Raw genomic sequence first — 25,113 nt, 5'->3', positions numbered from 1 at the left:
ACTATCGCATTACCCGCTGCGATTGGCTGCCCGTCGCTTACGTCATGCTGACTTTACCCTTCTTTACACGGCCGCAAAGATCTTAAACGTGCCCCTGCTTTCAAATAATCACCAACACCCCCCCAACAAGCAGGAGCTTGATATGCGCAAGACTATGACTCTGTCGATCATCCTGGCTGCGGCCCTGGGCTGTTCCGCGCTGGCACTCGCCGGCCCGGGTGGACAGGGCGGCGATTTTGGCGGCTTCCACGGCCATCATGGCGGCGGCTTCATGGCGATGCACGGCCTGAACCTGACCGACACCCAGAAGGCTTCCGTCAAGCAGATCGTGCAGCAAAGCTTCACCCAGCTGAAGCCGCAGTTCCAGGCAGTCCGCCAGCAGCGCGAGGCATTTGAAGCCATGGCACCGAATGCTTCCGGCTACCAGGCCGCCGCCGCCAGCCTCGCCCAGGCCGAAGCGAACCTCACCAGCGCCCGCATCACCGCCCGCGCGGCCGTTACCGCACAGATCTACAGCACCGTGCTGACCAGCGCCCAGCAGACCCAGTACACCGCGCAGAAGGCCGCTTTCCAGGCTCGCAAGGCGCAGTGGCAGCAGTTCAAGGCACAGCATCCGGTGTCCTCGACCAGCGGCTCGACCCAACCATAACGATGAAGCACTCAGGTTAGTCGCACTTAGCGGACGTTCTAACCCATGCGCTTGAGCGATCGCCGCTGCATCGGCGATCGCTTTTTTGTTTCCAGCACCCGAATGGGCGACCGTCGCTTGCCCATTATTCCGGCCGATCGCCGGTTGGTTTGTCACGCCTTTGACTTGGGCAACGCTTAGCTTCGGTCAGGCTGACTACTAAGGGGCATCCCATGCAGACGGAAGTCGCTGTTGCATCAGCCGCATCGCCCGGCCAGGGCTCGGGGCACATTTTTGGCATCGTTTTCGGCATCATCCTGTTCATCGGCGTGGGATATGCCGCGGTCCATCTGATGGACGATCTTTCCATCGTACGCGCACATTCGGCGACACCCTTCATCCTGCTTGGCGTCGCCCTGCTGATCGCATTGGGTTTCGAGTTCGTCAACGGCTTTCACGACACTGCCAACGCGGTAGCCACGGTGATCTACACGCATTCCTTGCCGGCGAATCTCGCGGTGATCTGGTCGGGCTGCTTCAACTTTCTTGGTGTGCTGACGTCCACCGGTGCCGTGGCATTCACCGTGGTATCGCTGTTGCCGGTGGAATTGATTCTGCAAGTCGGCAGCGGCGCGGGTTTCGCCATGGTGTTCGCATTGCTGCTCGCGGCAATCCTTTGGAACCTGGGCACCTGGTATTTCGGATTGCCCAATTCCTCGTCCCACACACTGATCGGCTCCATCATCGGCGTGGGCCTGGCCAATCAATTGACCGCGATAAAGAGCGGGACCAGCGGCGTGGACTGGAGCGCCGCCATGGGCGTTTTCAAAGGGCTGGTGTTCTCGCCGATCGCCGGTTTCATTCTCGCCGGCCTGCTCATGGTGCTGGCCAAGGCGCTAGTGAAGATCCCCGCCCTGTATCGCGCACCCGAAGGCGACAAGCCGCCGCCGTGGCCGATCCGCGCCTTGTTGATCCTCACCTGCACCGGCGTGAGTTTCAGTCATGGCTCGAATGACGGGCAAAAGGGCATGGGCCTGATCATGCTGATCCTGATCGGCACCGTTCCAACCGCTTACGCCTTGAACGGCGCCGTTTCCGGCGGACAAGTGAAGACTTTTCACCAAGTGTCGGTAGAAGTGCAGCAGGTGCTGACCACCATGGACCACGGCGTCACGCTCAGCGGTAACGCCCGCGACATCGTCACCACGGCCGTTCAACAGCACAAACTGCAGACCGATACGGTACCTGCGTTGTCGGCACTGATCGCGCAAATCGATCAGCAGGTCGGCAACCGCTCCTCGCTGCGTGCGGTCCCCCAGGAACAAATGGGCAACGTGCGCAACGATATCTATCTCGCCAACGCCGCGATCCCGCTCATTCTCGCTGAGCCCGACCTGAGCACCGACCAACGCAGCGTGCTCACCAGTTGGCGCGGGCTCGGCGTAAAGGCCACCCAGTTCATTCCGTTGTGGGTAAAAGTGGCCGTGGCCCTGGCGCTGGGCCTTGGCACCATGGTGGGCTGGAAACGCATCGTGGTCACGGTAGGTGAAAAGATCGGCAAGGAGCATCTCACTTATGCGCAGGGCGCATCGGCCGAATTGATCGCGATGGGGCTTATCCAGGCGGCCGACATGTATCACTTGCCCGTCAGTACCACGCACGTACTGACTTCAGGCGTGGCCGGTACCATGGCTGCCAACGGCTCGGGCCTGCAATGGTCTACCGTGCGCAACCTGCTGATGGCGTGGGTGCTGACCCTTCCCGCTTCGATCGTGCTGGCCGGCACACTGTTCGTCGTGCTGAAGCACGTGTTCTGAATCAACGCGCGGATGCCGCCGGGATCTTCGCATCCCGGCCTTTGCAGCCCCCCAAAAAGGTCGTCCATGACCGTGGATCTTCCTGAGATGAGGGTTGGCACGCCGCGGATGGAGCGACAGCGACTGCTAATTAAGCAGAGCACGATGTCATCCTCGTGACGCCGGGCGAAATTTCTCGATCTCGCCGGCCCACCGCGCCCGCGGCAACATTTGTGAAACAAAGTGTTCGCAATGCGGACACAACCGTGAACCCGAGCAAGCCTTCATAACGTTTCGCAAAAGAACATTTCACGTGCCGGTTGTTGCCATGGTCGAGCGGATCGATCGTGATACGCCTGCACGTGCCGTGCATTGATGGCGCGCGCAGCTCATACATCCAAGGAGATCACCATGCGTAACGTGTCCACTCTGCGCAAATCCATCATTGTCGGCGGCACGATGATAGCTTTCGCCGCGCCGTTGTCCCTGTTGGCACAAACCAATCCTTCCTCCGGCATGCCCGAACAGCAGCAACAGCAGCCGGCGAGCGGCATGCCTGCGCAAACGCAGCCGCCATCGACGACGGAACAGCAGCCGATGAATTCCGCGCCGTCGGGCACGAGCAACGAGACGGTACCAGGCAAGGCGAATGACGCCTGGATCACTACCAAAGTGAAATCCAAACTCGCAGCTGCCAAAGGCGTGAAGGCATCGGAAATCACCGTCAGCACGTCCGATGGCGTCGTTACCTTGACAGGCACGGCAACTTCGGCCAAGGAAAAAACGCGTGCCGAACACCTAGCCAAAGAAATCAAAGGCGTTAAAAGCGTCGACGGCAGCGGCCTGACCGTGGGTTCGGCAACGGACACGGGCAGCAGCGGCGGCGCAACCCCTACGCCAACACCGCCATCGGGCGGCTAATTACAACGACCGCAGGCCAGCGAGTGGTCAACGCGGAGCCGGGCCGGATTTGTTCGGCCCGGCACAGAGCGGGTAGCGATTATTCGCTTTCCTGTGCGGCAAGCAGGTCGAGCGCTTCGCGCAAATAGTGAAGTGCCTCGTCGCGTGCCGGTTCGTCCACGTAATCGGGGGTATTGGCAACCGGCTCGCCATCCAGCTCCAACACCAGCGAGAGCGGCAAGACGTGCAGCGTGGCGGCCTCGCCACCCATTGTTTTCAGCTTTTTCTGCGCGAGACCGGCGGCCTTGGGATCCTTGAAGGATTTGGACAGCAGCAGCTCTTCGCCATCGGAGGAGAACAAACGAAAGCGGAAGCTGCCGTCGTTGTCGCGGAAACTGGCGAAACGCGGCGACTTGCCGGCCCTCGTCGGCATCTTCGCCTTGCCTGCCTGCAAATTCACCGCTGACATGGACCGCAAGCCAACGGCATCGCGCAACTCGGCAACCTTCGGCCCCGCAATGGCGCGTGCCTTGCGTGCTCCTTCGCGCAGAATCTCTTCTATCGCAGCCGGACGCGCCATCAGGCTTTCATAGCGTTCGCGCATGGGAGCGACATCGGCCTCGATGCGCTCATACAACACCTGCTTGGCCTCGCCCCAGCCGATGCCCTCTTCCAGTGCGCGGCGGAATGCAGCGCTTTCCGCTTCGCTGGCGAAGGCGCGAAAAATCGTGAAAAGCGACGAGCTGTCCGGATCTTTCGGCTCACCCGGCATGCGCGAATCGGTCACGATGCGCATGATGGCTTCGCGCAGCTGCTTCGCACTGCCGGCAAACAGCGGGATGGTGTTGTCGTAGCTCTTGGACATCTTGCGACCATCCAGGCCGGGCAAGGTGGCCACCTGCTCTTCGATCAGCACTTCCGGCAAGACGAAAAATTCGCGGCCATAGATGTGGTTGAAGCGCTGCGCAATGTCGCGCGCCATTTCGATGTGCTGGATCTGATCGCGCCCCACCGGCACCTGCTGCGCGTTGAAAGCAAGAATATCGGCGGCCATCAGCACCGGATACATGTACAGGCCGGCGGTAACGCCGGCATCTGCGTCTTCACCGTCTTCGTTGTTCTTGTCCACCGCAGCCTTGTAGGCATGCGCGCGATTGAGCAACCCCTTCGCCGTGACGCAGGTCAGGAACCAGGTCAGCTCAGGAATTTCTGGAATATCCGATTGCAGATAGAACGTGGCCTTGTTCGGATCCAATCCGGCCGCCAGCCACGTCGCTGCGATCTCCAGTCGCGACCGCTCGATGCGCGCCGGATCGTCGCTTTTGATCAAGGCGTGGTAATCGGCCATGAAGAAAAAAGCGTCGACGTCCGCACGGCGGCTGGCGGCAATGGCCGGCCGGATCGCACCGACGTAATTACCCAGATGTGGCGTGCCGGTGGTGGTGATGCCTGTAAGGACACGGGTTTGCATGCGCGGAACCGGCTCCTGCCGAAGAGGTGGATACGCCCGCACCCGGTAACGCGGGCTCGGATTCGAGCAGTTTACGGGTAAACCCGGTGCTACCGTGAACCCAACTGATGTCGCATCAATCGGGTCCGCGCATGAGCGTGGACTTGCCGAACAGCGACTCCACCAGCTCGACCGACAGTTTCGCTGTCTGGTTGCGTTTGTCGTAAGCGGGGTTCAGTTCGACGATGTCCAACGAGCCCAGGCACCCGGTGTCGGCAATCATTTCCATGCACAGCTGCGCCTCGCGATAACCCGGGCCGCCGCGCACGGTGGTGCCTACTCCCGGTGCGATCGAAGGATCGAGGAAATCGACGTCGAAGCTCACGTGCAGATGGGTATTGGCATCGAGGCCTTCGAGCGCCTCCTCCATCGTTCGCTTCATGCCCACTTCGTCGATGTGGCGCATGTCGTAAATGTCCACCTTCGCTTCGCGCACCAGGCGCTTTTCGCCCTCGTCGACGGAGCGAATGCCGATCTGGCGGAACACGTCAGGCGTCGTAGCAGGTACCTTCTCGCCGATCTCCACCAATTCGCGCGGCCCGTTGCCGCACAAGCAGGCCACCGGCATGCCGTGGATATTGCCCGAGGGCGTGACTTGCGAGGTATTGAAATCGGCGTGAGCGTCCAGCCACAACACGCGCAAGTTGCGCCCCTGCTCGCGGCAATGCCGCGCCACGGCGCTGATCGAACCGATCGCCAGGCAATGATCGCCACCGAGCATGATCGGCAGGCGGCCGGCTTGCAGTTCGTGGTGGATCGCCCCGTGTACCGCCGTGTTCCAGGCCACCACTTCAGGCAGGTGGCGATAGCCGTTTTCCGGCGGCTGCCAGGGATTCATAGGACCATGCAGATTGCCGCGATCGACCACTTCCAACCCACGGCGCCGCAGCTTTTCGGCCAGCTGCGCTACGCGCAGGGCCTCGGGACCCATCGAGGCCCCGCGGTGGCCGGCGCCGATATCGGTCGGCACGCCGACCAGTGCAATCACCTGCTTGCTCATACCGCTTTTCTCGTGATTTTCCTACTTGAAGCAGCAAGTTTAGCTGGTCGCCGCCCCACCGGCACCTCGGTCCTGACCCAACAAAAAGCCCGCAAAGCTGCGGGCTGATGGGAATATTTGGTGCCGACAGTCCGACTTGAACGGACGACCTACCGCTTACAAGGCGGTTGCTCTACCAACTGAGCTATGCCGGCACAGAACCGCAGATTCTAGCAAGAACTCGCTCAAAAACAGCCCGTGCTGTGCGAACCGATCGCCGGATCGTGAATTTTGCTGCGCCAGTCGAAGTGGCCGCTGTCCACCGGGACCAGGTCCAGCCAGTATTCCGGCACGGTTTCGGTGCGCTCGCTCATCTGGGCCGGGAAGCCGGCTGCTACGATTTCGTCGCGGCGTTTGCGCGCATTCGCCGGGTCCTTGAACAAGCCCAACGACACGGTGTTCTGGTTGTCACCGGAGCCGACCACGAAGTAATCCTGGATATTGTGCGCGCCGAGTTGGCGCGCCTGGGCAAGCGCCGCCGCGTGGCTCGCACTCGGCGGGAGGTGGATCCACCAGCCTCTAGGCTGGGTGATTTGCTCCTGCCGCGCACGCATGCGTTGCACCTGGGGCGTCAACGCATTGCGGGCAATGCGCAAATCCTCTTGCGTCGCGAACGGCCCCAGGGCCATGCATGCATAGCTGAGCGCATTGGATTCGCTCGGCGCCGGTTTGCTGCCGGGCACTGAAGCTGCCGGTGCGGACGAGGGCGCCGCGGCAGACGTACTTGGCTCCGGCGGCGCGGGAACGGACGCCGCGCGTGCGACGCTGGTCGCCGGTGGCAGCTCCGACAACATGCGCAGTTTCGGCACACCGGGATCGGTGGCGAAATGCTTGTGTGTGTCGTTCTGGCCGAGCAGCAACCACGCTCCGACGGCGATATTGAGGGCGATCAGCAACACGAACAGCAGCCGCAAGAACATTGGCCATCCACCGCTTGAAGTCGATCGATTTTAGAGTCACTCATCCACCGGATGTGCGCCGGCCCACACGTGCAGACCACGCAGTACGCTATCCGCCGCGATTTCCGCCGGTACTTCCAGCAAAGGCAGCAAAGCTGCCGCATCGCCGCCGTCGAGCAGCAAGCGTTGCACGCGACCGTGATCCTGGCGGGCGATGTGGCCGGCAAACCGCTCGATCAGCGCAGCCACGGCCTGCCAGCACCCCGACACCACGGCGTCGGCCGTATTGTCCGCCACTTCGCGCAGCATGCCCGGGTGCTCCGGGCGCACGCGCACTGTGGCGCCGAGCAAGGATTGCTGCATGAGCAGCGGACCGGGTGCGATCAGACCACCCAGGTGCTGCCCTTCCGCCGTGAGCGCATCGAGCGTAAGCGCGGTACCGATACCCGCCAGCACACAGGGGGCATGTCCGTGGGCACGGGCGGCCACCATGGCAAGAAAGCGATCCACACCCAGTCGCTGCGGTTCGGCATACGCGTTGCGCACGCCGCAGGCTTCGGCGGGCGTACGCACCCAGGCGACAGGCTTGGAAAAAATGCGTTGGACGACGGCTTCCAATTGCGCCTCGCGCGCTGCGTCGACCACCGATGCGCCGAGTACGCGGTCCGGGCGTCCCTGGGTTTCCCAGGCCTGAGCGAGCTGTGCGACGACATCTTCGCCCCACGCCACGGCTCCACGCGCGGACCAGCCGTCCGATGCCGCCATGGCCCATTTCAGGCGAGTATTGCCGAGATCCAGCAGGAGCTTCATGCGCGGCGCACCGTCACGTCGGCGCTATCGATCCGCCGCATGCCGTCGGCGGTCTGAATCTGCAACGCGCCGCGTGCATCGATGCCCGCCCCGACGCCGTCGAATTCGCCGGCGGCCCCGCTGATGTGCAAGGCCACGCCGCGTAACGCGTCGTGTTCGGCGTATTCATCGGCGAAAGCCGGAAAGCCTTCGCGCTCGAACTGATCCAGGCCATCGACGAGGCTTGCGATCAGGGCCGCTGCCACGCGGTTGCGATCGGGCGGCGTGCCGTGCGCCAGCGCCGCCAGATCGCAGGTGGCCTGCCCGGCCTGCTCGCGCAAAGCCGGGGTCAGCCGCAGGTTGAGGCCAATGCCGACTATGGCCGCGCAAGGTCCCTGGTATTCGCCGCTGAGTTCGACCAGGATTCCAGCCAGCTTGCCGCCCTCGGCGAGCACGTCATTGGGCCATTTCAGGTGCGCGCCACTCAGGCCCAGGGCGTGCAGGGCGCGCAGCACGATCACTCCCGTCGCCAGGGACAGGCCCGACAGCGAGGCGAAGCCCGCCTCGAATCGCTTCAGGCAGGAGACGTAGAGATTCAGCCCCGGCGGCGACAACCACGTGCGTCCCCGCCTTCCACGGCCAGCTGTCTGCGTTTCCGCCATCACCATGGAGAAATCGGGTGCATGGGCACCACGGCGCTGCAATTCGCTGGAGGTGGAATCGAGCTCCCAGTGAACCTCCAACGCCCCCAGCCTGCGGGCGATCGCAGGAGGCAGTTCGGCGCGAATGCCAGGCTCATCCAGCATCTGGATCGGCCACGGCAGGCGGTAGCCGGCCGCGCCTGCGGACTCGATCGGTACGCCACGGTGACGCAGGGTTTCGATCTGCTTCCAGATCGCAGCGCGGGTCAGGCCCGCTTGTGTCGCCAGGCGTGCGCCCGAAAGGGCCTCTCCCGCGGCCAGCGCGGCCAGGATTTGTTGCGGCTGCATGGTCTCAGCTTTCCAGGAGACAGCAGACCGGGCGCGGCCAGGTGAAATCAGGGGAAGAAGAACGTCGCATCCGGCCATTGTACCGGCAGGACGCCCCACAGCAGCGTTCCCGGGCGCGGCACTGGCACCCGCCGCAGGTTTCTGGGACTATCCAAAAGATAGGCTTACGCCTCGGGGGCTGATCGCCATGCGTGCCATACCACTGCTGCTCGGATGCTTGCTGGGTTTAGGCGCCATCGCTAACGCGACGGCCGCCGGGACGACGGCTGGCACCAGCATGGGCAACGGCAGTTCGAGCTACAACTGCACGGACCATTCCGCCGACCACAGCGCCAGCCACGATACCTCCTCGAGCAGCGGCGACGCCTTCAATATTCCGCACGGGACAAGTCATTCTACGGGCTCGTCCGGCAGCAGCCGCTCCTCCAGCACCGGCTCGACCGATGAGAACCCGGTTCGCGGCGGCGGCAACGACGCCCCATCCGGCAGCGCGTCACACAATTCCGGCCTGAACTGGCAGTCGTTGCTGCCGGGCTCGATCCAATAAAGCGCCCATCCAGCCGCTTCAGTTCGGCGGCAACGTGACACTGAAGCGCGCACCGCCAAACTCCGCCGAGCGATCCACCGTCAATTCGCCCCGGTAGGCGCGAACGATATCCTGCACGATGGAAAGACCGATGCCGTGGCCCTGGACGCGCTCGTCGCCACGCACGCCGCGCTGCAGGATTTTCTCTACCTTGTCTTCGTCGATGCCGGGACCGTCGTCTTCCACGCTGAGCAACAACCCGGGACGCTGGCGTGCGCCTTGGGGCAGCACTTTCACCACCAGCAGCACGTGGTGCCCTGCCCACTTGAAGGCGTTTTCAAGCAGATTGCCCATCAGTTCGAGCAAGTCGCCCTGCTCGCCGTAAAACGCCGCGCCATCCTCGATATCGAATTCGCACAGTACATTCTTCGCGGCGTATACCTTCTCCAGGCTCTGCACCAGATCTTCGGCACGTCCTGCAATGGGCACCGCACTGGCGAAAGTCTGCCCCCCGCTGGTGGCAGCGCGCGCCAACTGATAAGCCACCAGTTCGTCCATGCGGCGTACCTGATCGAGCACCGGCAGGCGAGCCGTCGTGGAGATGTCGGCTGACGCCTCCAACTGCGAGCGGATCACCGCCAGCGGCGTTTTCAAGCTGTGTGCCAGATCGGCCAGCGTGTTGCGGTAACGCGTACGCTGCTCGCGCTCGCTGTCGATGAAGGCATTGATGCGCTCGGTCAGGCCGGTCAGCTCGATCGGATACTGGCTGTCCAGGTGATCGGTATCGCCGCGTTCCACCCGGCTCATGTCACTGGCCACTTTGCGCAAAGGCGTAAGGCTCCAGTACAACAACATCAGCTGCAGCACGATCAACATCACGCCCAGGGTCGCCAGCCAGCCGACCAGGCTGCGCCGATAGACGGCCGTATTGCCTTCCAGTTCGTCCTCGGTTTGCGCCACGGTGAATGTCAAAGGCACCGCCATGGGCGGCTGATCGCGCCCGGAGGCGGGAACATCCAGCGCAACGCCAAAGCTGTAGTAATAAAGCCGCCCCAGTTCCGTATCGACGGGACCGACGAACTGCGATTGCCCCGGCTCCAGCTTGTGCAGGAAGGTGAAATCGCGCTGCAGCGCCGAAGGCGATTCCCAATGAAAATTGTCGCCCAGCACCACCGCATACAGTCCGGACCCTGGACGCGAAAACATCGGGTCCGGCGGTGTGTCCGGCATCAACGGCTTGCCGTCGCGGCGCACGTCGGTACCGGTGATGTAGGAAATGACGTTGTCGTGCAGGCGATCCTGCAGCTTGTTCAATTCGCTGGCGGAATAAGTACGCGACAGCGTCCACCCGATAGCGCCCAGGAACGCAGCCAGCACGAGGCCGGTCGTAAGCGCTGCACGCGCCGCCAGCGAGAACGGGCGGCGCGTTGCTGCATCATTCGTCTTCGCTGCGAGGGATGGCAAAGCGATACCCGCGTCCACGCACCGTTTCGATCGGTTTCATCGTCGATTCCGGGTCCAGCTTCCTGCGCAGGCGGCCGATGAACACCTCCAGCACATTGGAATCGCGATCGAAGTCCTGTTGATAGATGTGCTCGGTGAGGTCCGCTTTCGATACCAGCTCGCCGGCATGCAGCATCAAGTATTCGAGCACCTTGTACTCGTAGCTGGTGAGGTCCACCGGCTTGCCTTCCACCGTTACGGTCTGCGCCGTGGTGTCGAGCTTGATCGGCCCGCAGGCCAGCACGGGCTTGGACCAGCCGCTGGCGCGGCGCACCAGCGCATTGATGCGCGCCAGCAACTCCTCGACGTGGAACGGCTTGACCAGATAGTCGTCGGCGCCGTGCTTGAGGCCCTCGACCTTGTCTTGCCAACTGCCGCGTGCGGTGAGAATCAGGATGGGGTAACGCTGGCCGGCCTCACGCAGTGCCTTGACCAGGTCCATGCCCGACATCTTGGGCAAGCCAAGGTCGATAATGGCCAGATCGAACGGTACTTCCCGACCCAGGTAGATGCCCTCTTCGCCATCCTGTGCGGTGTCTACGGCAAACCCGTCGCGCTTGAGGCGAGCGGCCAATGTCTCGCGCAACGGCGCTTCGTCTTCAACCAGGAGGATGCGCATCAATGTTTCTCCTTCTTGCTTCCGCCATTAGGGGACTTCTTGGTGGATTGTGCCGCAGCCGGCGCACGGGTGGCATCCGAGGGGACGCTTATGACACGCACGTGCCCTTCCGGCGTAAGCACCTTGATCCGATACTCGGTACGCCGCCCGATCTGGCGCGGTTCGGCCGACAACACTTTGCCACCGACCTGTTGTTGCACCCGCACCACGGCCTGATCCAGGCTTAGGCCGTTTTGGGGCGACGACTGGGCGGCGACCACGCCGGTCACCAGCAGCCCGAAGGCCGCCAACACCCATGTTAGACCGTGATGTGAACCCATAGTCCCGTGAAATGAAGGCCGGAAGGGCTCCCGGCCGATGCGACATACTGCGGAACTGGGGCTGAATAATGACCGGACGGACGATGCGCGCAGGCCTTGCAGGTCAGGCGGCAATCCGCGATGGCAACGTGGCTTGCTCAATCAGTGACCAATCTGCGCCGGCCTGGTGAGCCCCCTCGCTCAAGACCCGCCGGAACCCGCGAGCGCCAGGCTCGCCCTGATACAGGCCAAGCAGATGCCGCGTAATGTGTTTCAAGGCCGTTCCGCGCGCCAATTCCGCCTCGATATATGGCCGCATATGCTGCAAAACGCCGTCGCGCGGAGGCAGCGGCAAACCGTAAAGCGCAGCTTCCACCCGTGCCAGCACGTAAGGGTCGTGATAGGCGGCACGCCCCAGCATCACTCCGTCCAGGTGGGCCAGGTGCTGCTGCACGGCCTCCACCGTGGTGATGCCGCCATTGATGATGACCAGCAGTTGTGGAAACTCCCGCTTCAACCGATACACGCGCTCATAATCGAGCGGCGGTATCTCGCGGTTTTCTTTTGGCGACAGACCTTGCAGCCAGGCTTTGCGCGCGTGCACGACCAGAATCTCGACGCCGGCATCCAGCATGGTTTCGGTGAAATGCTGCAGATCGGCGTACTCGTCCTGGTCATCCACCCCGATCCGGCATTTGACCGTCACCGGCACCGAAACCGCATCGCGCATGGCCTTCACGCAGTCGGCCACCAGGGCCGGCTCGCGCATCAGGCAGGCGCCGAACCGCCCCGACTGCACGCGATCGGACGGGCACCCGACGTTGAGATTGACCTCGTCGTACCCCGCCTGCGCCCCCAGCCGTGCCGCCTGCGCCAGCTCCAGCGGATCGCTGCCACCCAATTGCAGGGCAACGGGATGTTCCTGCTGGCTGTGCTCCAGCAACCGCAGTTGCTTGCCGCGCACCAAGGCGGCACTCGTCACCATCTCGGTGTAAAGCCGGGCATGCGGCGACAGCAGCCGATGGAAGTAGCGGCAGTGGCGGTCGGTCCAGTCCATCATGGGGGCGACGGAAAGCCGAAAATCGGCAGGGGCAAGTCTGTGCATGGGGCATATTCTATCCGGCCGGGTCAGCGCTCGCCGGTTGCCGTCGATGCATCCCTGCACAAGGGCGATCGACAGCTGAAAGCCGGCGACGCCGAAGCGATACGGGAACCTTGCCCGCAAGCCACAGTCTGACCCTGGAACCAAAGCAGGGGATGCTTAACGTGCCAGCTGTCAACGCAGGTCCGCTTCCGCGTATCGATCAATGCATGGAATTTGCAGCGCGCAGCCTGGCCATGGCGTTTGTGCTGTTGTTGCATTTGGGGCTGCTGCTCATCGCGTTGCGCCCGCCCGTGCCCTGGTTTTTCCGTCGCGCCGCTACCACGTCCATGGATCACGAGCTGCGGGTCGAATGGTTGCCGCGACCCAGGCACGTAATCGTTCCCACACCGGTATCAACGCCTCGAATGCATGTTTCATCTGCACGTTGGTTGCACGCGCGCGCAATCCGAGAAACTCCCAGCGCGCCAGCCATGCCCACCGCCGCCGTGCCGGCGACGGAGCAACCCGAAGTCGCGCTGCCGTCCGCACCATCTCAAGCCACACCCTATGGCAACTCCCGCTTTACCCGTGCGTTCGACGATGCTCAATCTTCCGGATTGCCAAGGTTGCCCGGCACCAATGCCATACCGACCGTCCCTGGCATCGTGGTCGCCCCGCCACCCAGCCTCAAGAGCAGGCTGAGCGACGCCGTACGCTTGCTCAATTGCAAGAATGCGATTTTCAAACGCCGCATGAGCGATCAGGAGCTAATCAAACGCGGCCTCACGCACCAGCAGATGGAAAAGGCGTACCAGGAATACTGCGTACCGTAGCCTCCGCTCTCCCCGTTCCGCTGGGGATGGCTGGTGCTGTCGATATGACCAACCCTGCTTTGGATCGAAGACCGCTATTGGGTAGCGTAGGAGGTTGGAAGCTGACGCCGGACGGCCATCGCGGCTCCCGATAAAAGCCATCGGCGTTACTTAGCCTGGCATCACCCTTTAGCCGGCCGGCGCATCGCTCCTGTCGGGCATTTCATTGGAACGGGAATCTTTGAACGATGACGCAAGAACCGCGCACGTATCGGCAAGGCGTGAACGTGGGCATCGTCGGCGCCACCGGATTGGTGGGCGACTTCATGCTATCCATCCTGGCCGAGCGCAACTTTCCGGTCCGCTCCCTGCGCCTGTTTGCTTCCGCGCGCTCTGCCGGTAGACAACTGACTTGGAAGGAACACCGCATCTCTGTCGAAGATGCGGCCACCGCCGATTATTCCGGCCTCGACATCGCCTTCTTCTCGGCGGGCGCCGATAGCTCCCGCACTCTGGCCCCCGTCGTCGCGGCGGCAGGCGCCATCATCATCGACAATTCCTCTGCGTGGCGAATGGATCCCGAGGTGCCGCTGGTGGTGGCGGAAGTCAATCCGCAGGCGCTGCGAACGATCCCCAAAGGCATCGTCGCCAATCCCAACTGCACCACGATGGCGGCCATGCCGGTGTTGAAGCCTCTACACGAATTGGTTGGATTGAAGCGCCTGGTCGTCAGTACCTACCAGGCCGTATCGGGGGGTGGCGTCGCCGGTGTGCAGGAACTGGAGGAACAGATCCACGGCATCGGCGCCGACGCATCAAAGCTCGTACGCGACGGCGATGGCGCGCCATTTCCGCCACCGAAGAAATGGGCGGTACCCATTGCCTTCAACGTCGTTCCGCTCAACTACCGCGTCGCGCAGGATGGCTACACGGACGAGGAACTCAAGCTTCGCGACGAAAGCCGGAAAATCCTGGATATTCCTCAACTCCCAGTGTCCGGCACGTGCGTGCGGGTACCCGTATTCACCGGGCACTCGCTGTCCATCAACGCAGAATTCGAGCGGGCGATTCCGGCGCAGGCGGCACTGGATCTGCTTTCCCGCGCGCCAGGCGTGATCGTCACGGAAATACCCCATCCGCTGATGGCGGCAGGCCGGGATGAGGTCGTCGTCGGCCGGGTTCGACCGGACCCGACCGTCGAGCACGGATTGGCCCTGTTCGTCAGCGGAGACAACTTGCGCAAAGGCGCCGCTCTCAACGCGATTCAGATCGCCGAGGTGCTTCTCCGCCAGAAAGATACAGGCTGACTCATCGACGGCTTGCCAGGACGCCGTCCAACGCCAGCTCCGTCTTGAACCCGGCGCGTTCGAGGCGCGTGGCAACCTCGCGCGGCACGTCGCGATCGCTGGTGAGTTTGTTGGGGCTGCCCGTGTAGTGGAACAAGCGGCCACCGCGCCGCAGCACGCGCGCAAGCTGACCGTAGAACACCTGCGAATAGAGTTCGCCGGCGATGCCGAAGCGCGGCGGATCATGCAGCACGGCATCCACTGACGCATCGCCTACGTGGGTAATGGCCTGGGATATGTCATCGTGGGTGAGTTGCAGGCGCCCCTTGCTGGCCGGCTCGCCCGGGTCCGGCGACCACGGATTGAGCGTGCGCAACCACAGGACATCGAGATTCTTTTCGAACGACTGAATGCGCGCGGCCCCGGCCTCCAGACAACAGGCGGCGAAATAGCCCAACCCGCCGCAGGTATCGAGCAAGGCCTTGCCTTTGGGCTCGACGAGGGCCACTTTGCGTTGCGCGTCGTCGACCGGCGACTCCTTCGAGGTGGGCAGCATCTTGATGCCGTCGATCTCAAACGTGGGCGCGCCCCACTCGGTCGGCACCAGTTTGATCAGCGATCCTGAAAAACGCGATATCGGGGCGAATTCTTCGCCGTCCCAATAGTAGATCGTGCGGTCTTTCAGCTTGTGCGGATACGGATAGCGAAGCCCTTTCCACCACCAGCCTTCGGTCTCCAGCAGCGCCGTTCCGGTCGAACGACACAGATCCAGCGAACCGGTCCACTCGGCCTCGCCGGCATCGCGGGCATGCAACAACCGGATGGCCATCGGGCGCGTAAGCAGAGGGCCGGAATAATGCGACACGATGAAGGAACTCCTGATGTGGACCTGCAAGATTTTTCCGGTCAGACCCAAAACCAGCTTCGCTTTCGCCATCATTCCGGCCGCGCGAAAAATTTTTCCGCTAGCGATGTTTTGAATTTTTTTCCGGCTTGGGATGCTCCGGTGCGTGGCCGGGATGGGTAGGGTCACGCGAAAAACGCTGGGTGGACTGAAAACCCTTTGGCCGATCCACGCCGGTCGAAACACTCTCTCCAGCGTAGATCGAATGAATGCGGGCAGCCGTCATGGGCTTGGGCGTATCGTTCACTTGAAACCCCGTCTGATGAGTCGTTGGTCGATCGACCATACACCCTGCCGACTGGGACGTGGTAAGCGGCGCACCGGGGTCGGTTCAGCCTTCGCAGCCTGGCCCCCATGCCAGGCAAACCTGTATCAGCCTTATCTGTGATGCATCGGCAAATTCACGACACGATAACGCGTGCCGTGATGCGACTTCACCCGCAAGTCCTTTGCCGCCTGCAACGACATCTGGCACCGGCGCCGCCATTCCCGAAAAACAGGAAGAAGGGCGCCGGAACGCAAGTACCGCATCGAGTGCCGAAGCTACTTATTTGCGCGGGGCAATGATCTCGCTCAAGTAATCGGGCGCGCCTTGGACGCGCACCAGATGCGGGTACTGCAAGCCATCGTGATAGTCCACCGGCACGGTGCGAAAGCCGCCCTGATATTTCAACAACAACTGGATCGGCGCCTTGCTGGTTTTCGCGGCAGCGATGGCACTCTTCAGCACCTCGGCGGAGTAGTTCTGGCCGTTTACCGCCACCAGCGTGGCGCCAGTGCTCACGCCCGCCTTGAACGCCGGTCCATTCCAGCGTACGTCGTTTACTTCGCCCTTGTCCGTCATCGTCAGGCCGATCGACCACGCGAAGTTGTACAAATGGCGCGACGATTGCGGACGTTCGTTGTACTGCTTCTCGTACGGGCTCTCCTTGTCGGTATAGACCAGCTTCCAGCCCGTTCCCGCGATACCGTCTTCAAGCGGCGGATTGAGTTCATCCACGTGAGCATGCAGGAACGCCGCCCAATCGTACGGAGCCACGCCGTTCAGCGCTGCGACGACGTCGTCGAAGGTGTAGGTCTTGGTGACGTAGCTGCCGTTGTCGACACCGAAGAATGCACGTGCAAAATCGTCCAGCGATTTACGATCGTGCGTGAGTTCGCGCAGCTTCGCATCCACCTCGAGCCACATCATCTGCCCGCCGCTGTAGTACTCCTCGCTCATCTGCCAGCTGCGATACGGCAGGCTGGAACGGCGGGCGGCAGTGGGATCGTTGGTGGTGTCTTCCAGCGTGCGCCACTGGAAACCTACGCGATTGCGGTCGTAGTTGGCCGCCTCCATCGCCAGGGCATCGCGGAATTGCTCCGCCGTCCACAGACCCGAGCGGGCAGACAGCACATAACCCCAATACTGGGTTTGCCCTTCGTAGACCCATAGCAGGGAGTCGCCCATCGGCACGTTGAAATTGGGTGTCCACAAATCGGCAGGCCGACGGAACTTGCCGTTCCAGGAATGCGTGAACTCATGCGGCAACAGATCGCGTCCCGGCGCCGCATCGTCCCAGGCGGTGAAATAGTCGGCATCCAGGCCGTTCTCGCTGGACTGATGATGCTCGGTGCCGTTGCCGCTCAGCTGATCCGAAAGCGAGAACAGGAAATCGTAGTGATCGTAGTGATGCGAGCCGAACAGCTTTTCCGCCTGGGTCACCAAGGCGCGATGCGCCTTCAACTGCTCGGGCGTGATTTCCAGATACTTCGGCTCGTCGGCCACGACATCCAGATGCACCGGCGCATCGCCGCCCGGATTGAGATCCACGCGCTTGAAATAACGGCCGGCGTAGATCGGCGAGTCGACCAGGTTGTTGAAGGTCACCGGCTTGAAGGTGGTCGTATCGCCCGACTGCGAGGCCGTTTCCAGCGCCGTACCCAACTGCCATCCCTGGGGCAGCGTCACGCTCGGCGCAAAGGTGATGTCGCGCGAAAAATAGCCGGCCGGATAGAGCGACACTTTGCTCCATTCCATATCCATCATGCGATCAGTCATCTCGAAGCCTTCGCTATCGGTGCGACCGGACAGGTACTGGAAAGACACCTCGATGCTGGAAACACCTTCTGGTACATCCACGTGGAAGGCATACACGTTGTATTCGTCGCGCTTCCATTTGAGCGACTTGCCGTTGGCGCTGACGTCCAGGCCGGCCAGCATGCTGATCGGGCCGGTGGGCGAGTGATCGCCGGGAATCCACTGCGGATACAGCAGCGTCAACGCACCTGCCTTGACCGGAATCGTTTCATGCACCCGGAAAATGCCCTGGGCCGTGTCGTTGGCATCAACGTGCAGCGTCACCGTCCCGGGATAAGGCACATCCTGCGGCGCAGGCACGCTGTCTACACGTACTTGCTGCGCACCGGCTGTGCCGGCCACAAGTGCCAACCCTACCGCCAACGCAAGACGGGAAAGCAGGTGGGGCGTGGCATGCAGGGAACCGGCAACGGAAACACGAGACATGGGAAACTCCAGAGCGGGAAGACGCAAGATTCCGCGGGTGGGCACCTGGGTGCCTGACGGAATGGAAGGGTGGTGGCTTTCCTGGCGGATGTTGGGGGCACCCACCGGTAAAAATGGATGATAGGCCTGTTCAGCGATCGGGTCATACCGGTACTTAGGGCACTATGAAAAACCGCAGCTCCCGCTTGAATCGGCGATCCCGTGCCCCCAAAGCTGCGCGCGACCAGCCTCGCATCGACACGCCATGCCCGAACCCCCAGCGGCCCCGCCACGAATCACGTAAAATAACCGGGCAGCCGCCGCCCGCGGCACTCGCCAGGCCCAGCGGCATACCGCCTCCCACGCGAGCTTCGTCCACCATGCGGCGAAGGCCCTCCCCAACCGCGACAACCCGAGAAGATTCCGATCATGGTGGCTTTGGCGACCGAACAGGTCATTGACGTACAACACTGGAACGACAGCCTTTTCAGCTTTCGCACCACGCGCGATCCCGGTTTTCGCTTCGACAGCGGGCAGTTCGTGATGATCGGCCTGGAAGTCGATGGCCGCCCGTTGATGCGCGCGTATTCCATCGCCAGCGCAGCCTGGGAGGAGCACCTGGAGTTCTTCTCCATCAAGGTGCCCGACGGCCCGCTTACCTCGCGCCTGCAACACCTCAAGCCCGGCGACCAGCTCACCGTCAGCCGCAAACCCACCGGCACCCTGGTGCTCGCCGACCTCAAGCCCGGCAAACACCTTTATCTACTGGGCACCGGCACCGGCCTGGCCCCGTTCATGAGCATCATCCGCGATCCGGAAAGCTACGAACGCTACGACAAGATCGTGCTGGCACACGGCGTGCGCCACATCAACGACCTGGCTTATTCGCACTACCTGCAGCACGAACTGCCGCAGCACGAATACTTGGGCGAGCTGGTGCGCGAAAAGCTGATCTACTACCCCACCGTCACGCGCGAGCCGTTCCGTAATCGCGGCCGCATCACCGACAACATCGTCGACGGTGCGATGAGCCAGGCCATCGGCCTGCCTCAGCTCAACCCCGAAACCGATCGCCTGATGCTGTGCGGCAGCCCCGCCATGCTCGACGACCTCTGCGCCCTGCTCGATGCGCGCGGCTTCCACGCTTCGCCGCGCACGCGCGAACCGGGCGACTACGTGATCGAGCGCGCTTTCGTCGAAAAGTGAACGCGCAAACACAGCATTGCCTAGGGCCTGTTAGCGCTAGCTATCGCGATGCTGCGTCACGTACCAGCCGAAGCATTGCGCCAGCGCCTCGGGAATGCCTGGCGCGTTCGTTTGCGTCCATTGCGTGATGGACGCCTCTTCACCCGGCTGCGCTGCTCCGGCCCACGTCGCGATATAGCGGCTATCCAGCGGATCTTCGCGATAGAACAGGAAGCCGTTGTCCGAGCGGTGCGTATCGACATAGACGATGCGCCAGTGGTCCAGCCGAAATACCTGCAGCACGTCGACCCGTGCAACCCGCAATTGGCGGGCGATAACCGGTGCCCAGGCCTGCTTTTGCTGCGGCGTCAGGATACGGTCAATGCTTGTACAAGGCGTCGCCGCCGCAGGCAGCGCCAATACCATGCCCAGAACGGCCATCCATCTTCGCATCACGACCTCCAGGCTCTCACCTCGTCACGTCGCCGCATGCGTCAATCGCGCACGCGTCCCTTGCCTTCATTGTCCCAATAGCCGAATACGCGCCGCGCGATCAACTTGTACAGGCGCTTGCCGGTGGCACGCCACAATCGCGAATGCGGCGCTGGCGATTGAAGCATCGCCCGTTGCCTCGTGCTGAGTGCATGGTCGCAATACGTGCGTTTGTGCTTGAGCAGATGGCGCAGATCCTCGCGCGCCAGCAAGCGGAACAGGCGACCGCGCCGGCCGCGGGTCCAGGCGATCTGGAAATCCACCAAAGCCGGCCGCCCGTCATCTCGCACCAGCCAGTTCGGCTCCTTGGCCAGGTCGTTGTGCACGATGCCGCGGCGATGCAGTTGCGCAAGCAGACGCAGCGCCTGACGGTAATAGGCACGGTCGCGCGGCTGCGCCTGTTGCATCGGCAGACCGGCTATGTAGCCGCGCAGCAACTCGCGACCGTCCCAACCCACCAACGACGGGACCCCGTCGATACCGGCCAGCTTGGCCAGGGCTCGTGCCTCGCGCGCCGCTGCACGTCGGGCAAACGCACGCGCCCACCAGCGAGCTGCGCGGATATCGCGGCGGATCACCCGCACGCCGTCGCGCTCGACGATCTCGATACGCCCGAGTTCGTCGGCCTTCAACAGGATGGAATCGCTATTAGGCACGGATCTACCGATAAAAAGGACGCAAGCAGCTTGCAGGCCGCCGATTGGCAACGGACTATTGTGGCCGATTCGCGGCCATGCCGCCTGAGGATGCATTCGCGCCATGCTGGATACCGCACTCTACGCACTCGCCGTCGTGCTGATCGTGGCCGGACTGGTCGGTGCCGTGCTGCCCAGCCTGCCGGGCATTCCGATGATCTTCGGCGGTATCTGGCTGGCCGCCGAGCTGGACAATTACCAGCATCTTGGCGTCGGCTGGGTGGTGGTGCTAGGCGTACTGGCGGCATTCGGCATTGCGGTGGATTTCATCGCGGCATCGATAGGTGCCAAACGCGTCGGCGCCAGTTCGACGGCCATCTGGGGAGCATCGATCGGCACCGTCGTCGGCCTGTTCTTCGGCTTGCCCGGACTGATCCTCGGCCCCTTTGTCGGTGCCCTGCTGGGCGAGCTTTTGTCCAGCAAGAGCGTGCTGCGCTCGGCCCACGTGGGCATCGGCACCTGGCTCGGCCTGTTGTTCGGCGCACTGGTCAAGCTGGTGTTGTCGTTGATCATGGTGGCCCTGGCGGCAGGTGTCTGGCTGCTGCACCTGTAACCTTCGGTACGTGACGGGGTCGCGCCCGCCCGCTTAAGCTCGCCCCACTTACCCTGGGGAAGCTCTTCATGACCAAACGCCTCGCCTTGGCCGCCGCGATCGCGCTCGCCGCCGCCGGATCCGTCCACGCCCAAACCGCCAGCCAGCCGCCTGCATGGGTTGCTCGCAGCAATGCCGACGCGCAAGTCCTGCTCGATATGCAGGCACGTTTCAGTCCGGAGAGCGCAACCGCGCTGGGGCTGCCCGGCTATGACGACAAGGTGGCCGATCTCAAGCCCGATACCGACGCGCGCCAACGCGCGGCTGCGGTCGAAGCCAAAACCAAGCTGGAACAGATGCTGGCGACGGAAAAGGACGTCAACGTCCGCCAGGATTTGCAGATCATGATCCACGCCGCCGACCTGCAGATCGAAGGCATCGATCTCAACGACAAATACCTGCTGCCTTACCAGGACATCGGCCAGTTGATCTTCAACGGCGAATTCGCCCTGTTGAAGGATGACGTGGATGCCAAGCGCCGCCCCTCCGCCGTCAAGCGCCTGGAGTGCTACGTAGGCAAGGCTCCCGGCTGCACGCCGATCACCAAGCTGGCCGAAGCACTCACCGCCGAACAGCTGTCGAACAAGCACCTGCTCGGCCCTTACAAGGGCGACGTGGATCAGCAGCTTTCCAACACGCAGCGCTACGTGCAAGGCATCCGCCAATTGTTCGCCAAGTACAAGCTGGACGACGATCAAGGCAAGGCAGCACTGGATGCCCTGGATGCCCAGCTCAAGGATTACGACGCGTGGGTACGCAGCACCATCGTGCCGCGCGAGCGCGACGACTTCCGCTTGCCGGAGCCGCTCTACGCCTACGACCTCAAGCAGACCGGTGTCGATATTCCGCCGGAACAGCTGATCAAGGAAGCGCAGCTCGAGTTCGTGGAACTGCGCTCGACCATGCAGATGATCGCGCCTGTCGTGGCCAAGGACGAAGGCATCCAGGCCACCGACTACCGCGACGTGCTGAAAGCGCTGAAAAAGCAGCAGCTAGGCAAGAATGAAGTGGAGCCGTGGTATCACGAAGTGATCGGCAAGATCGAAGACATCATCCGCCGCGAACACATCATCACCCTGCCCCAGCGCGAGATGCAGATGCGCGTCGCGTCCGAGGCGGAAACGGCAGCCACGCCGGCGCCGCACATGGATCCGCCTCCGCTGATCAACAACCACGGCGAGCGCGGCACCTTCGTGCTGACCATGGGCAACCCCACCAGCAACGGCGACTCGAGCGATTCGTACGACGATTTCACCTTCAAGGCGGCCGCCTGGACGCTTACCGCGCACGAAGGCCGTCCCGGCCACGAACTGCAATTCTCCGCCATGGTCGAGCGCGGCGTCTCGCTGGCGCGCAGCATCTTCGCCTTCAACAGTGTGAATGTGGAAGGCTGGGCGCTTTATTCGGAATCGGAAATGCTGCCGTATGAGCCGCCGGCCGGCCAGTTTGCCTCTTTGCAGGCGCGCCTGATGCGCGCGGCACGCGCCTTCCTTGATCCGATGCTCAATCTGGGCCTGATCAGCAAGCAGCGCGCGCACGACGTATTGCGCTACGACGTCGGGCTCTCCGAGGCGTTGACCAACGAAGAAATCGATCGCTACACCTTCAACAGCCCCGGTCAGGCCACGGCGTATTTCTACGGCTATATGCGCCTGCAGCAGCTGCGCCTGCAAACCGAACTTGCGCTGGGCAAGAACTTCAACCGCCAGGCTTTCAACGACTTCATCGTCAACCAGGGCCTGCTGCCGCCGGAACAGCTGGCCGAAGCGGTACGTACGCAGTTCGTTCCTTCGCAGCAGAAGCACTGATCTGCCACGGCGGACGGAGCACGCTCCGTCCGCATCAGCGGGAAGGCACCACGTAGAAAAACACCGCCAGAAACTGCAATACGCTGCCGGCCAGCACGAAGAAGTGCCACACCGAATGGTGGTAAGGCAGCTTGCGCCAAAGATAGAACGGCACACCGAGCGTGTAGGCCGCACCGCCAGCCAGCAGCAACACCATGCCGCCGGTTTGCAGATGCGCCAGCAACGGCCGGAAGGCCACGATACCCACCCAGCCCATCGCCACGTAGAGCAACACGGCGAAGCGGCGATAACGCTTGAGCACACCCAGTTCCAGAGCACTGCCGAGCAAGGCCAGGCTCCACACGATGCCGAACAGCGTCCAACCCCAGGTGCCGCGCAAGGCGATCAAGGTAAAGGGCGTGTACGTACCGGCGATCAACAGGAAGATCGCAATGTGATCCAGCGTGCGCAGCAAGTGCCTGGCCGATTCGACCCGGACGGCGTGATACAGCGTCGATGCCGTGTACAGCAGGATCAAGGACAGGCCGTAGACGGCGCTTGCCAGCACGTCGCTGGCGGAGCCGCCTCCCGCCGTGTGCACCACCAACGCGGCCAAACCCGCGACGCTCAACGCGACGCCGATGCCGTGGATGATGCTGCTGGCCAATTCATCGCCGAAGCCGTAGCGCGGTAGTGCTGCGTGGCCGGATGCCGACATGGAGCCACTCCTCTGGATGTTCAGTCCTTGAACGGACGAACGCGCACCATAGCCGGCTCCACTTCGTTTGCCTATGGCGCTGCCTCCATCGGACTCATTGAAACGTTTGAGTCGCAGGAAACGGTGTTGCTGCGTGAAGATCGTCCTCACGAAGGCTGCACGCGGCGTCAAGCCGGAAAGCGGGAGGATACCTGTCACGGATATCGCCTCCCCGATATCCGTAATCCTGCAGCCCCGCACCCCTTGCGGGGTTCTTTTTTTGTCCGGCGAAAAACGCCCCCGGAGTGCTAACTCAAAGGTTCCGGCGTGGACGGCTGCTTCACGTGGCGTAGACGGCTATTGCACATCCCCAGGCGGCAGGCATAGGCTGAAGGCGCGCCAGCCGCGATTCCCTCCGTGTCCCCACACGGCGCGGCGGACGCCATACAAACCACATCGTCGTCAGGAGGTCGCTTATGCCGTCCGCAAGCCTGGCTGTCGTTCGTCGTGCGCATCCGGATGTGGTGCGCATTACCGCACTGAGTGCGGCCATCACTTTCAACCTTGCCGCACTGCTGTTTGCCTTGCGCCCGATGGCGCCGCAAATCGTCCAAGCCGTGGAGACGGCGCGCGTTGCAACCGTTCGCTTCATCGAGCCGCCCAAACCGATCCCGCCACCGCCGGACATCGTGCTCAAGGCCTTGCCTAAACCGGTGCCCGTCAAACCTCTGGTGGCTCCGCCCGTGACGCACGTGCAACAGCCGGTGATCGCGCCGGTCATCACGGCACCAACGACCGAACCCTCGCAAAACAGCAAGCCGGTGATCGCCCCTCCCACCACCACCGGCCCGGTAACCATGGCTCCGGGCGTCGCCTCGCTTGCCTATCGCTCGTCGCCGTTGCGTTTTCCCGCCCAGGCGATCCGGCAGCATGCGGAGGGCACTGTGCTATTGCTCGTGCTGGTGGACGAAAACGGCAAGCCGCTGGATGTAAAAATCGAACACAGCAGCGGCTATCCCGTGCTGGATAAAAGCGCCCGCGAACAAGTGATGGCAGGCTGGACATTCCAGCCCGCACAGATGGACGGACACGCGGTGAAGGCATGGGCACGGGTGCCGGTCAATTTTGCATTGCAACAGCTATGACTCCGTAACCGCAGGCACCGAGGCCCGGTCACGACCGGACCGGGTCTCGTCCGCGGCAAGGAAAGGCATCAGTGCGTGATCGGTGCCGCCGGATGACGGCGAACCAGATGCACGACCAGCCAGACCAACCCGAACAGCATCAACGCTGGCAGGAATACCGGCAACAGCGACAAGGCGACCAACGGCAACACCAGCAGCATCACCAAGCCTGCGATGCAGAGGCCCAGAGCGCCGGCGAGCACGCCGAACAGGCCGCCGATCACGCCAAAAATCAGCTTGAAGACCAAGCCGACCAGCGCCCCCGCGACCCACAGCGCCCCTACAACCATGACAATCAGCATCAGTTCGATCATGTCCGTTCTCCGACGTCAGCTGGAAATTCAGATGCGCCTCGACCAGAAAAGGTTTAACGCACGACGCCAGCATAGGCCGATGCAAACCGCCGTCCATGC

At 62.7% G+C, this 25,113-nt stretch carries 26 protein-coding genes and 1 tRNA gene; 11 read left to right on the top strand and 16 right to left on the bottom strand.

Annotation, left to right across the window (positions count from 1 at the left end):
* Positions 1–142: 142 nt before the first annotated feature.
* From ISS99_RS11440 to ISS99_RS11430, 3 genes are all read left to right on the top strand, one after another.
* The gene (locus tag ISS99_RS11440; protein ID WP_204631754.1) at positions 143–649 is read left to right on the top strand and encodes a Spy/CpxP family protein refolding chaperone; all 507 of its coding nucleotides are present in this window, start codon (positions 143–145) and stop codon (positions 647–649) included.
* Positions 650–861: 212 nt separating this feature from the next.
* Entirely contained in the window at positions 862–2,445 is a 1,584-nt protein-coding gene (locus ISS99_RS11435; protein WP_204631753.1) for an inorganic phosphate transporter, read from the top strand.
* A gap of 390 nt (positions 2,446–2,835) precedes the next feature.
* Positions 2,836–3,345 (top strand): BON domain-containing protein, encoded by a 510-nt coding sequence (locus ISS99_RS11430; protein ID WP_239537911.1) that lies wholly within the window; start codon positions 2,836–2,838, stop codon positions 3,343–3,345.
* 79 nt (positions 3,346–3,424) lie between these two features.
* Here the strand turns inward: ISS99_RS11430 and ISS99_RS11425 are convergent, their stop codons facing one another.
* The 6 genes from ISS99_RS11425 to ISS99_RS11400 all read right to left on the bottom strand — a co-directional run bounded on the left by ISS99_RS11425 (position 3,425) and on the right by ISS99_RS11400 (position 8,550).
* On the bottom strand, positions 3,425–4,795 hold the full coding sequence (locus ISS99_RS11425; protein WP_204631752.1) for a tryptophan--tRNA ligase: 1,371 nt from the start codon (positions 4,793–4,795) through the stop codon (positions 3,425–3,427).
* 115 nt (positions 4,796–4,910) lie between these two features.
* Entirely contained in the window at positions 4,911–5,834 is a 924-nt protein-coding gene (rocF, locus tag ISS99_RS11420) for an arginase (RefSeq protein WP_204631751.1), read from the bottom strand.
* A gap of 118 nt (positions 5,835–5,952) precedes the next feature.
* Positions 5,953–6,028: transfer RNA gene (locus tag ISS99_RS11415), tRNA-Thr, on the bottom strand.
* A 30-nt stretch (positions 6,029–6,058) separates the two neighbouring features.
* A complete protein-coding gene (locus tag ISS99_RS11410; protein ID WP_204631750.1) occupies positions 6,059–6,793 on the bottom strand; it encodes an SPOR domain-containing protein in 735 nt (244 codons plus the stop codon).
* A gap of 36 nt (positions 6,794–6,829) precedes the next feature.
* Positions 6,830–7,582, bottom strand: coding sequence for a type III pantothenate kinase (locus tag ISS99_RS11405; protein WP_204631749.1), 753 nt, complete (start codon positions 7,580–7,582; stop codon positions 6,830–6,832).
* Positions 7,579–8,550 (bottom strand): biotin--[acetyl-CoA-carboxylase] ligase, encoded by a 972-nt coding sequence (locus ISS99_RS11400; RefSeq protein ID WP_204631748.1) that lies wholly within the window; start codon positions 8,548–8,550, stop codon positions 7,579–7,581. The genes ISS99_RS11405 and ISS99_RS11400 overlap by 4 nt, the downstream gene beginning before the upstream one ends.
* 187 nt (positions 8,551–8,737) lie before the next feature.
* Here ISS99_RS11400 and ISS99_RS11395 point away from each other — a divergent pair, with 187 nt between their 5' ends.
* Positions 8,738–9,097 (top strand): hypothetical protein, encoded by a 360-nt coding sequence (locus tag ISS99_RS11395; RefSeq protein ID WP_204631747.1) that lies wholly within the window; start codon positions 8,738–8,740, stop codon positions 9,095–9,097.
* An 18-nt stretch (positions 9,098–9,115) separates the two neighbouring features.
* Here the strand turns inward: ISS99_RS11395 and ISS99_RS11390 are convergent, their stop codons facing one another.
* The 4 genes from ISS99_RS11390 to dusA form a co-directional block, all read right to left on the bottom strand.
* Positions 9,116–10,558, bottom strand: coding sequence for an ATP-binding protein (locus ISS99_RS11390; protein WP_284343716.1), 1,443 nt, complete (start codon positions 10,556–10,558; stop codon positions 9,116–9,118).
* A complete protein-coding gene (locus ISS99_RS11385) occupies positions 10,512–11,198 on the bottom strand; it encodes a response regulator transcription factor (RefSeq protein WP_204631746.1) in 687 nt (228 codons plus the stop codon). Before ISS99_RS11385 ends, ISS99_RS11390 begins: the two co-directional genes overlap by 47 nt.
* Positions 11,198–11,491, bottom strand: a complete 294-nt coding sequence (locus tag ISS99_RS11380; protein WP_284343715.1) for a hypothetical protein — start codon at positions 11,489–11,491, stop codon at positions 11,198–11,200. The genes ISS99_RS11385 and ISS99_RS11380 overlap by 1 nt, the downstream gene beginning before the upstream one ends.
* Positions 11,492–11,621: 130 nt before the next feature.
* Positions 11,622–12,602, bottom strand: a complete 981-nt coding sequence (dusA, locus tag ISS99_RS11375) for a tRNA dihydrouridine(20/20a) synthase DusA (RefSeq protein ID WP_204631744.1) — start codon at positions 12,600–12,602, stop codon at positions 11,622–11,624.
* Positions 12,603–12,835: 233 nt separating this feature from the next.
* On the opposite strand from dusA, the gene ISS99_RS11370 reads away from it, so the two are divergent.
* Both ISS99_RS11370 and ISS99_RS11365 read left to right on the top strand, forming a co-directional pair.
* Positions 12,836–13,414 carry a hypothetical protein gene (locus ISS99_RS11370; protein WP_204631743.1) on the top strand — a complete coding sequence of 193 codons (579 nt, stop codon included), beginning with the start codon at positions 12,836–12,838 and terminating at the stop codon, positions 13,412–13,414.
* A gap of 227 nt (positions 13,415–13,641) precedes the next feature.
* Positions 13,642–14,700 carry an aspartate-semialdehyde dehydrogenase gene (locus tag ISS99_RS11365; RefSeq protein ID WP_239537910.1) on the top strand — a complete coding sequence of 353 codons (1,059 nt, stop codon included), beginning with the start codon at positions 13,642–13,644 and terminating at the stop codon, positions 14,698–14,700.
* 1 nt (position 14,701) lies between these two features.
* Here the strand turns inward: ISS99_RS11365 and ISS99_RS11360 are convergent, their stop codons facing one another.
* A complete protein-coding gene (locus tag ISS99_RS11360; protein ID WP_204631742.1) occupies positions 14,702–15,544 on the bottom strand; it encodes a class I SAM-dependent methyltransferase in 843 nt (280 codons plus the stop codon).
* Between the two features lie 18 nt (positions 15,545–15,562).
* Between ISS99_RS11360 and ISS99_RS11355 the strand changes: the two genes are divergently transcribed.
* Positions 15,563–15,706: a hypothetical protein gene (locus tag ISS99_RS11355; protein ID WP_204631741.1), complete on the top strand. Its 144-nt coding sequence runs from the start codon at positions 15,563–15,565 to the stop codon at positions 15,704–15,706.
* A 424-nt stretch (positions 15,707–16,130) separates the two neighbouring features.
* Here ISS99_RS11355 and ISS99_RS11350 read toward each other — a convergent pair whose 3' ends face one another.
* Positions 16,131–18,089 (bottom strand): M61 family metallopeptidase, encoded by a 1,959-nt coding sequence (locus ISS99_RS11350; protein ID WP_204631740.1) that lies wholly within the window; start codon positions 18,087–18,089, stop codon positions 16,131–16,133.
* Positions 18,090–18,497: 408 nt separating this feature from the next.
* Between ISS99_RS11350 and ISS99_RS11345 the strand changes: the two genes are divergently transcribed.
* Positions 18,498–19,274: a ferredoxin--NADP reductase gene (locus ISS99_RS11345; protein ID WP_204631739.1), complete on the top strand. Its 777-nt coding sequence runs from the start codon at positions 18,498–18,500 to the stop codon at positions 19,272–19,274.
* A 36-nt stretch (positions 19,275–19,310) separates the two neighbouring features.
* Here ISS99_RS11345 and ISS99_RS11340 read toward each other — a convergent pair whose 3' ends face one another.
* Both ISS99_RS11340 and ISS99_RS11335 read right to left on the bottom strand, forming a co-directional pair.
* The gene (locus ISS99_RS11340; protein ID WP_204631738.1) at positions 19,311–19,706 is read right to left on the bottom strand and encodes a hypothetical protein; all 396 of its coding nucleotides are present in this window, start codon (positions 19,704–19,706) and stop codon (positions 19,311–19,313) included.
* A 41-nt stretch (positions 19,707–19,747) separates the two neighbouring features.
* On the bottom strand, positions 19,748–20,401 hold the full coding sequence (locus tag ISS99_RS11335; protein WP_284343713.1) for an RIO1 family regulatory kinase/ATPase domain-containing protein: 654 nt from the start codon (positions 20,399–20,401) through the stop codon (positions 19,748–19,750).
* Positions 20,402–20,504: 103 nt separating this feature from the next.
* Between ISS99_RS11335 and ISS99_RS11330 the strand changes: the two genes are divergently transcribed.
* Positions 20,505–20,993 carry a DUF456 domain-containing protein gene (locus ISS99_RS11330; RefSeq protein WP_425490455.1) on the top strand — a complete coding sequence of 163 codons (489 nt, stop codon included), beginning with the start codon at positions 20,505–20,507 and terminating at the stop codon, positions 20,991–20,993.
* A gap of 68 nt (positions 20,994–21,061) precedes the next feature.
* Positions 21,062–22,840 (top strand): DUF885 domain-containing protein, encoded by a 1,779-nt coding sequence (locus ISS99_RS11325; RefSeq protein WP_204631737.1) that lies wholly within the window; start codon positions 21,062–21,064, stop codon positions 22,838–22,840.
* A 34-nt stretch (positions 22,841–22,874) separates the two neighbouring features.
* Here ISS99_RS11325 and trhA read toward each other — a convergent pair whose 3' ends face one another.
* The gene (gene trhA / locus ISS99_RS11320) at positions 22,875–23,537 is read right to left on the bottom strand and encodes a PAQR family membrane homeostasis protein TrhA (protein WP_204631736.1); all 663 of its coding nucleotides are present in this window, start codon (positions 23,535–23,537) and stop codon (positions 22,875–22,877) included.
* A 455-nt stretch (positions 23,538–23,992) separates the two neighbouring features.
* Between trhA and ISS99_RS11315 the strand changes: the two genes are divergently transcribed.
* Entirely contained in the window at positions 23,993–24,661 is a 669-nt protein-coding gene (locus ISS99_RS11315) for an energy transducer TonB (RefSeq protein ID WP_204631735.1), read from the top strand.
* 68 nt (positions 24,662–24,729) lie between these two features.
* On the opposite strand, the gene ISS99_RS11310 is transcribed toward ISS99_RS11315, so the two are convergent.
* Positions 24,730–25,014, bottom strand: a complete 285-nt coding sequence (locus tag ISS99_RS11310; protein WP_204631734.1) for a hypothetical protein — start codon at positions 25,012–25,014, stop codon at positions 24,730–24,732.
* Between the last annotated feature and the right edge of the window lie 99 nt (positions 25,015–25,113).

It is taken from the genome of Dyella mobilis (assembly GCF_016904945.1).
Lineage (GTDB): Bacteria > Pseudomonadota > Gammaproteobacteria > Xanthomonadales > Rhodanobacteraceae > Dyella_B > Dyella_B mobilis.
This window is presented reverse-complemented; position numbering and strand designations above follow the sequence as displayed.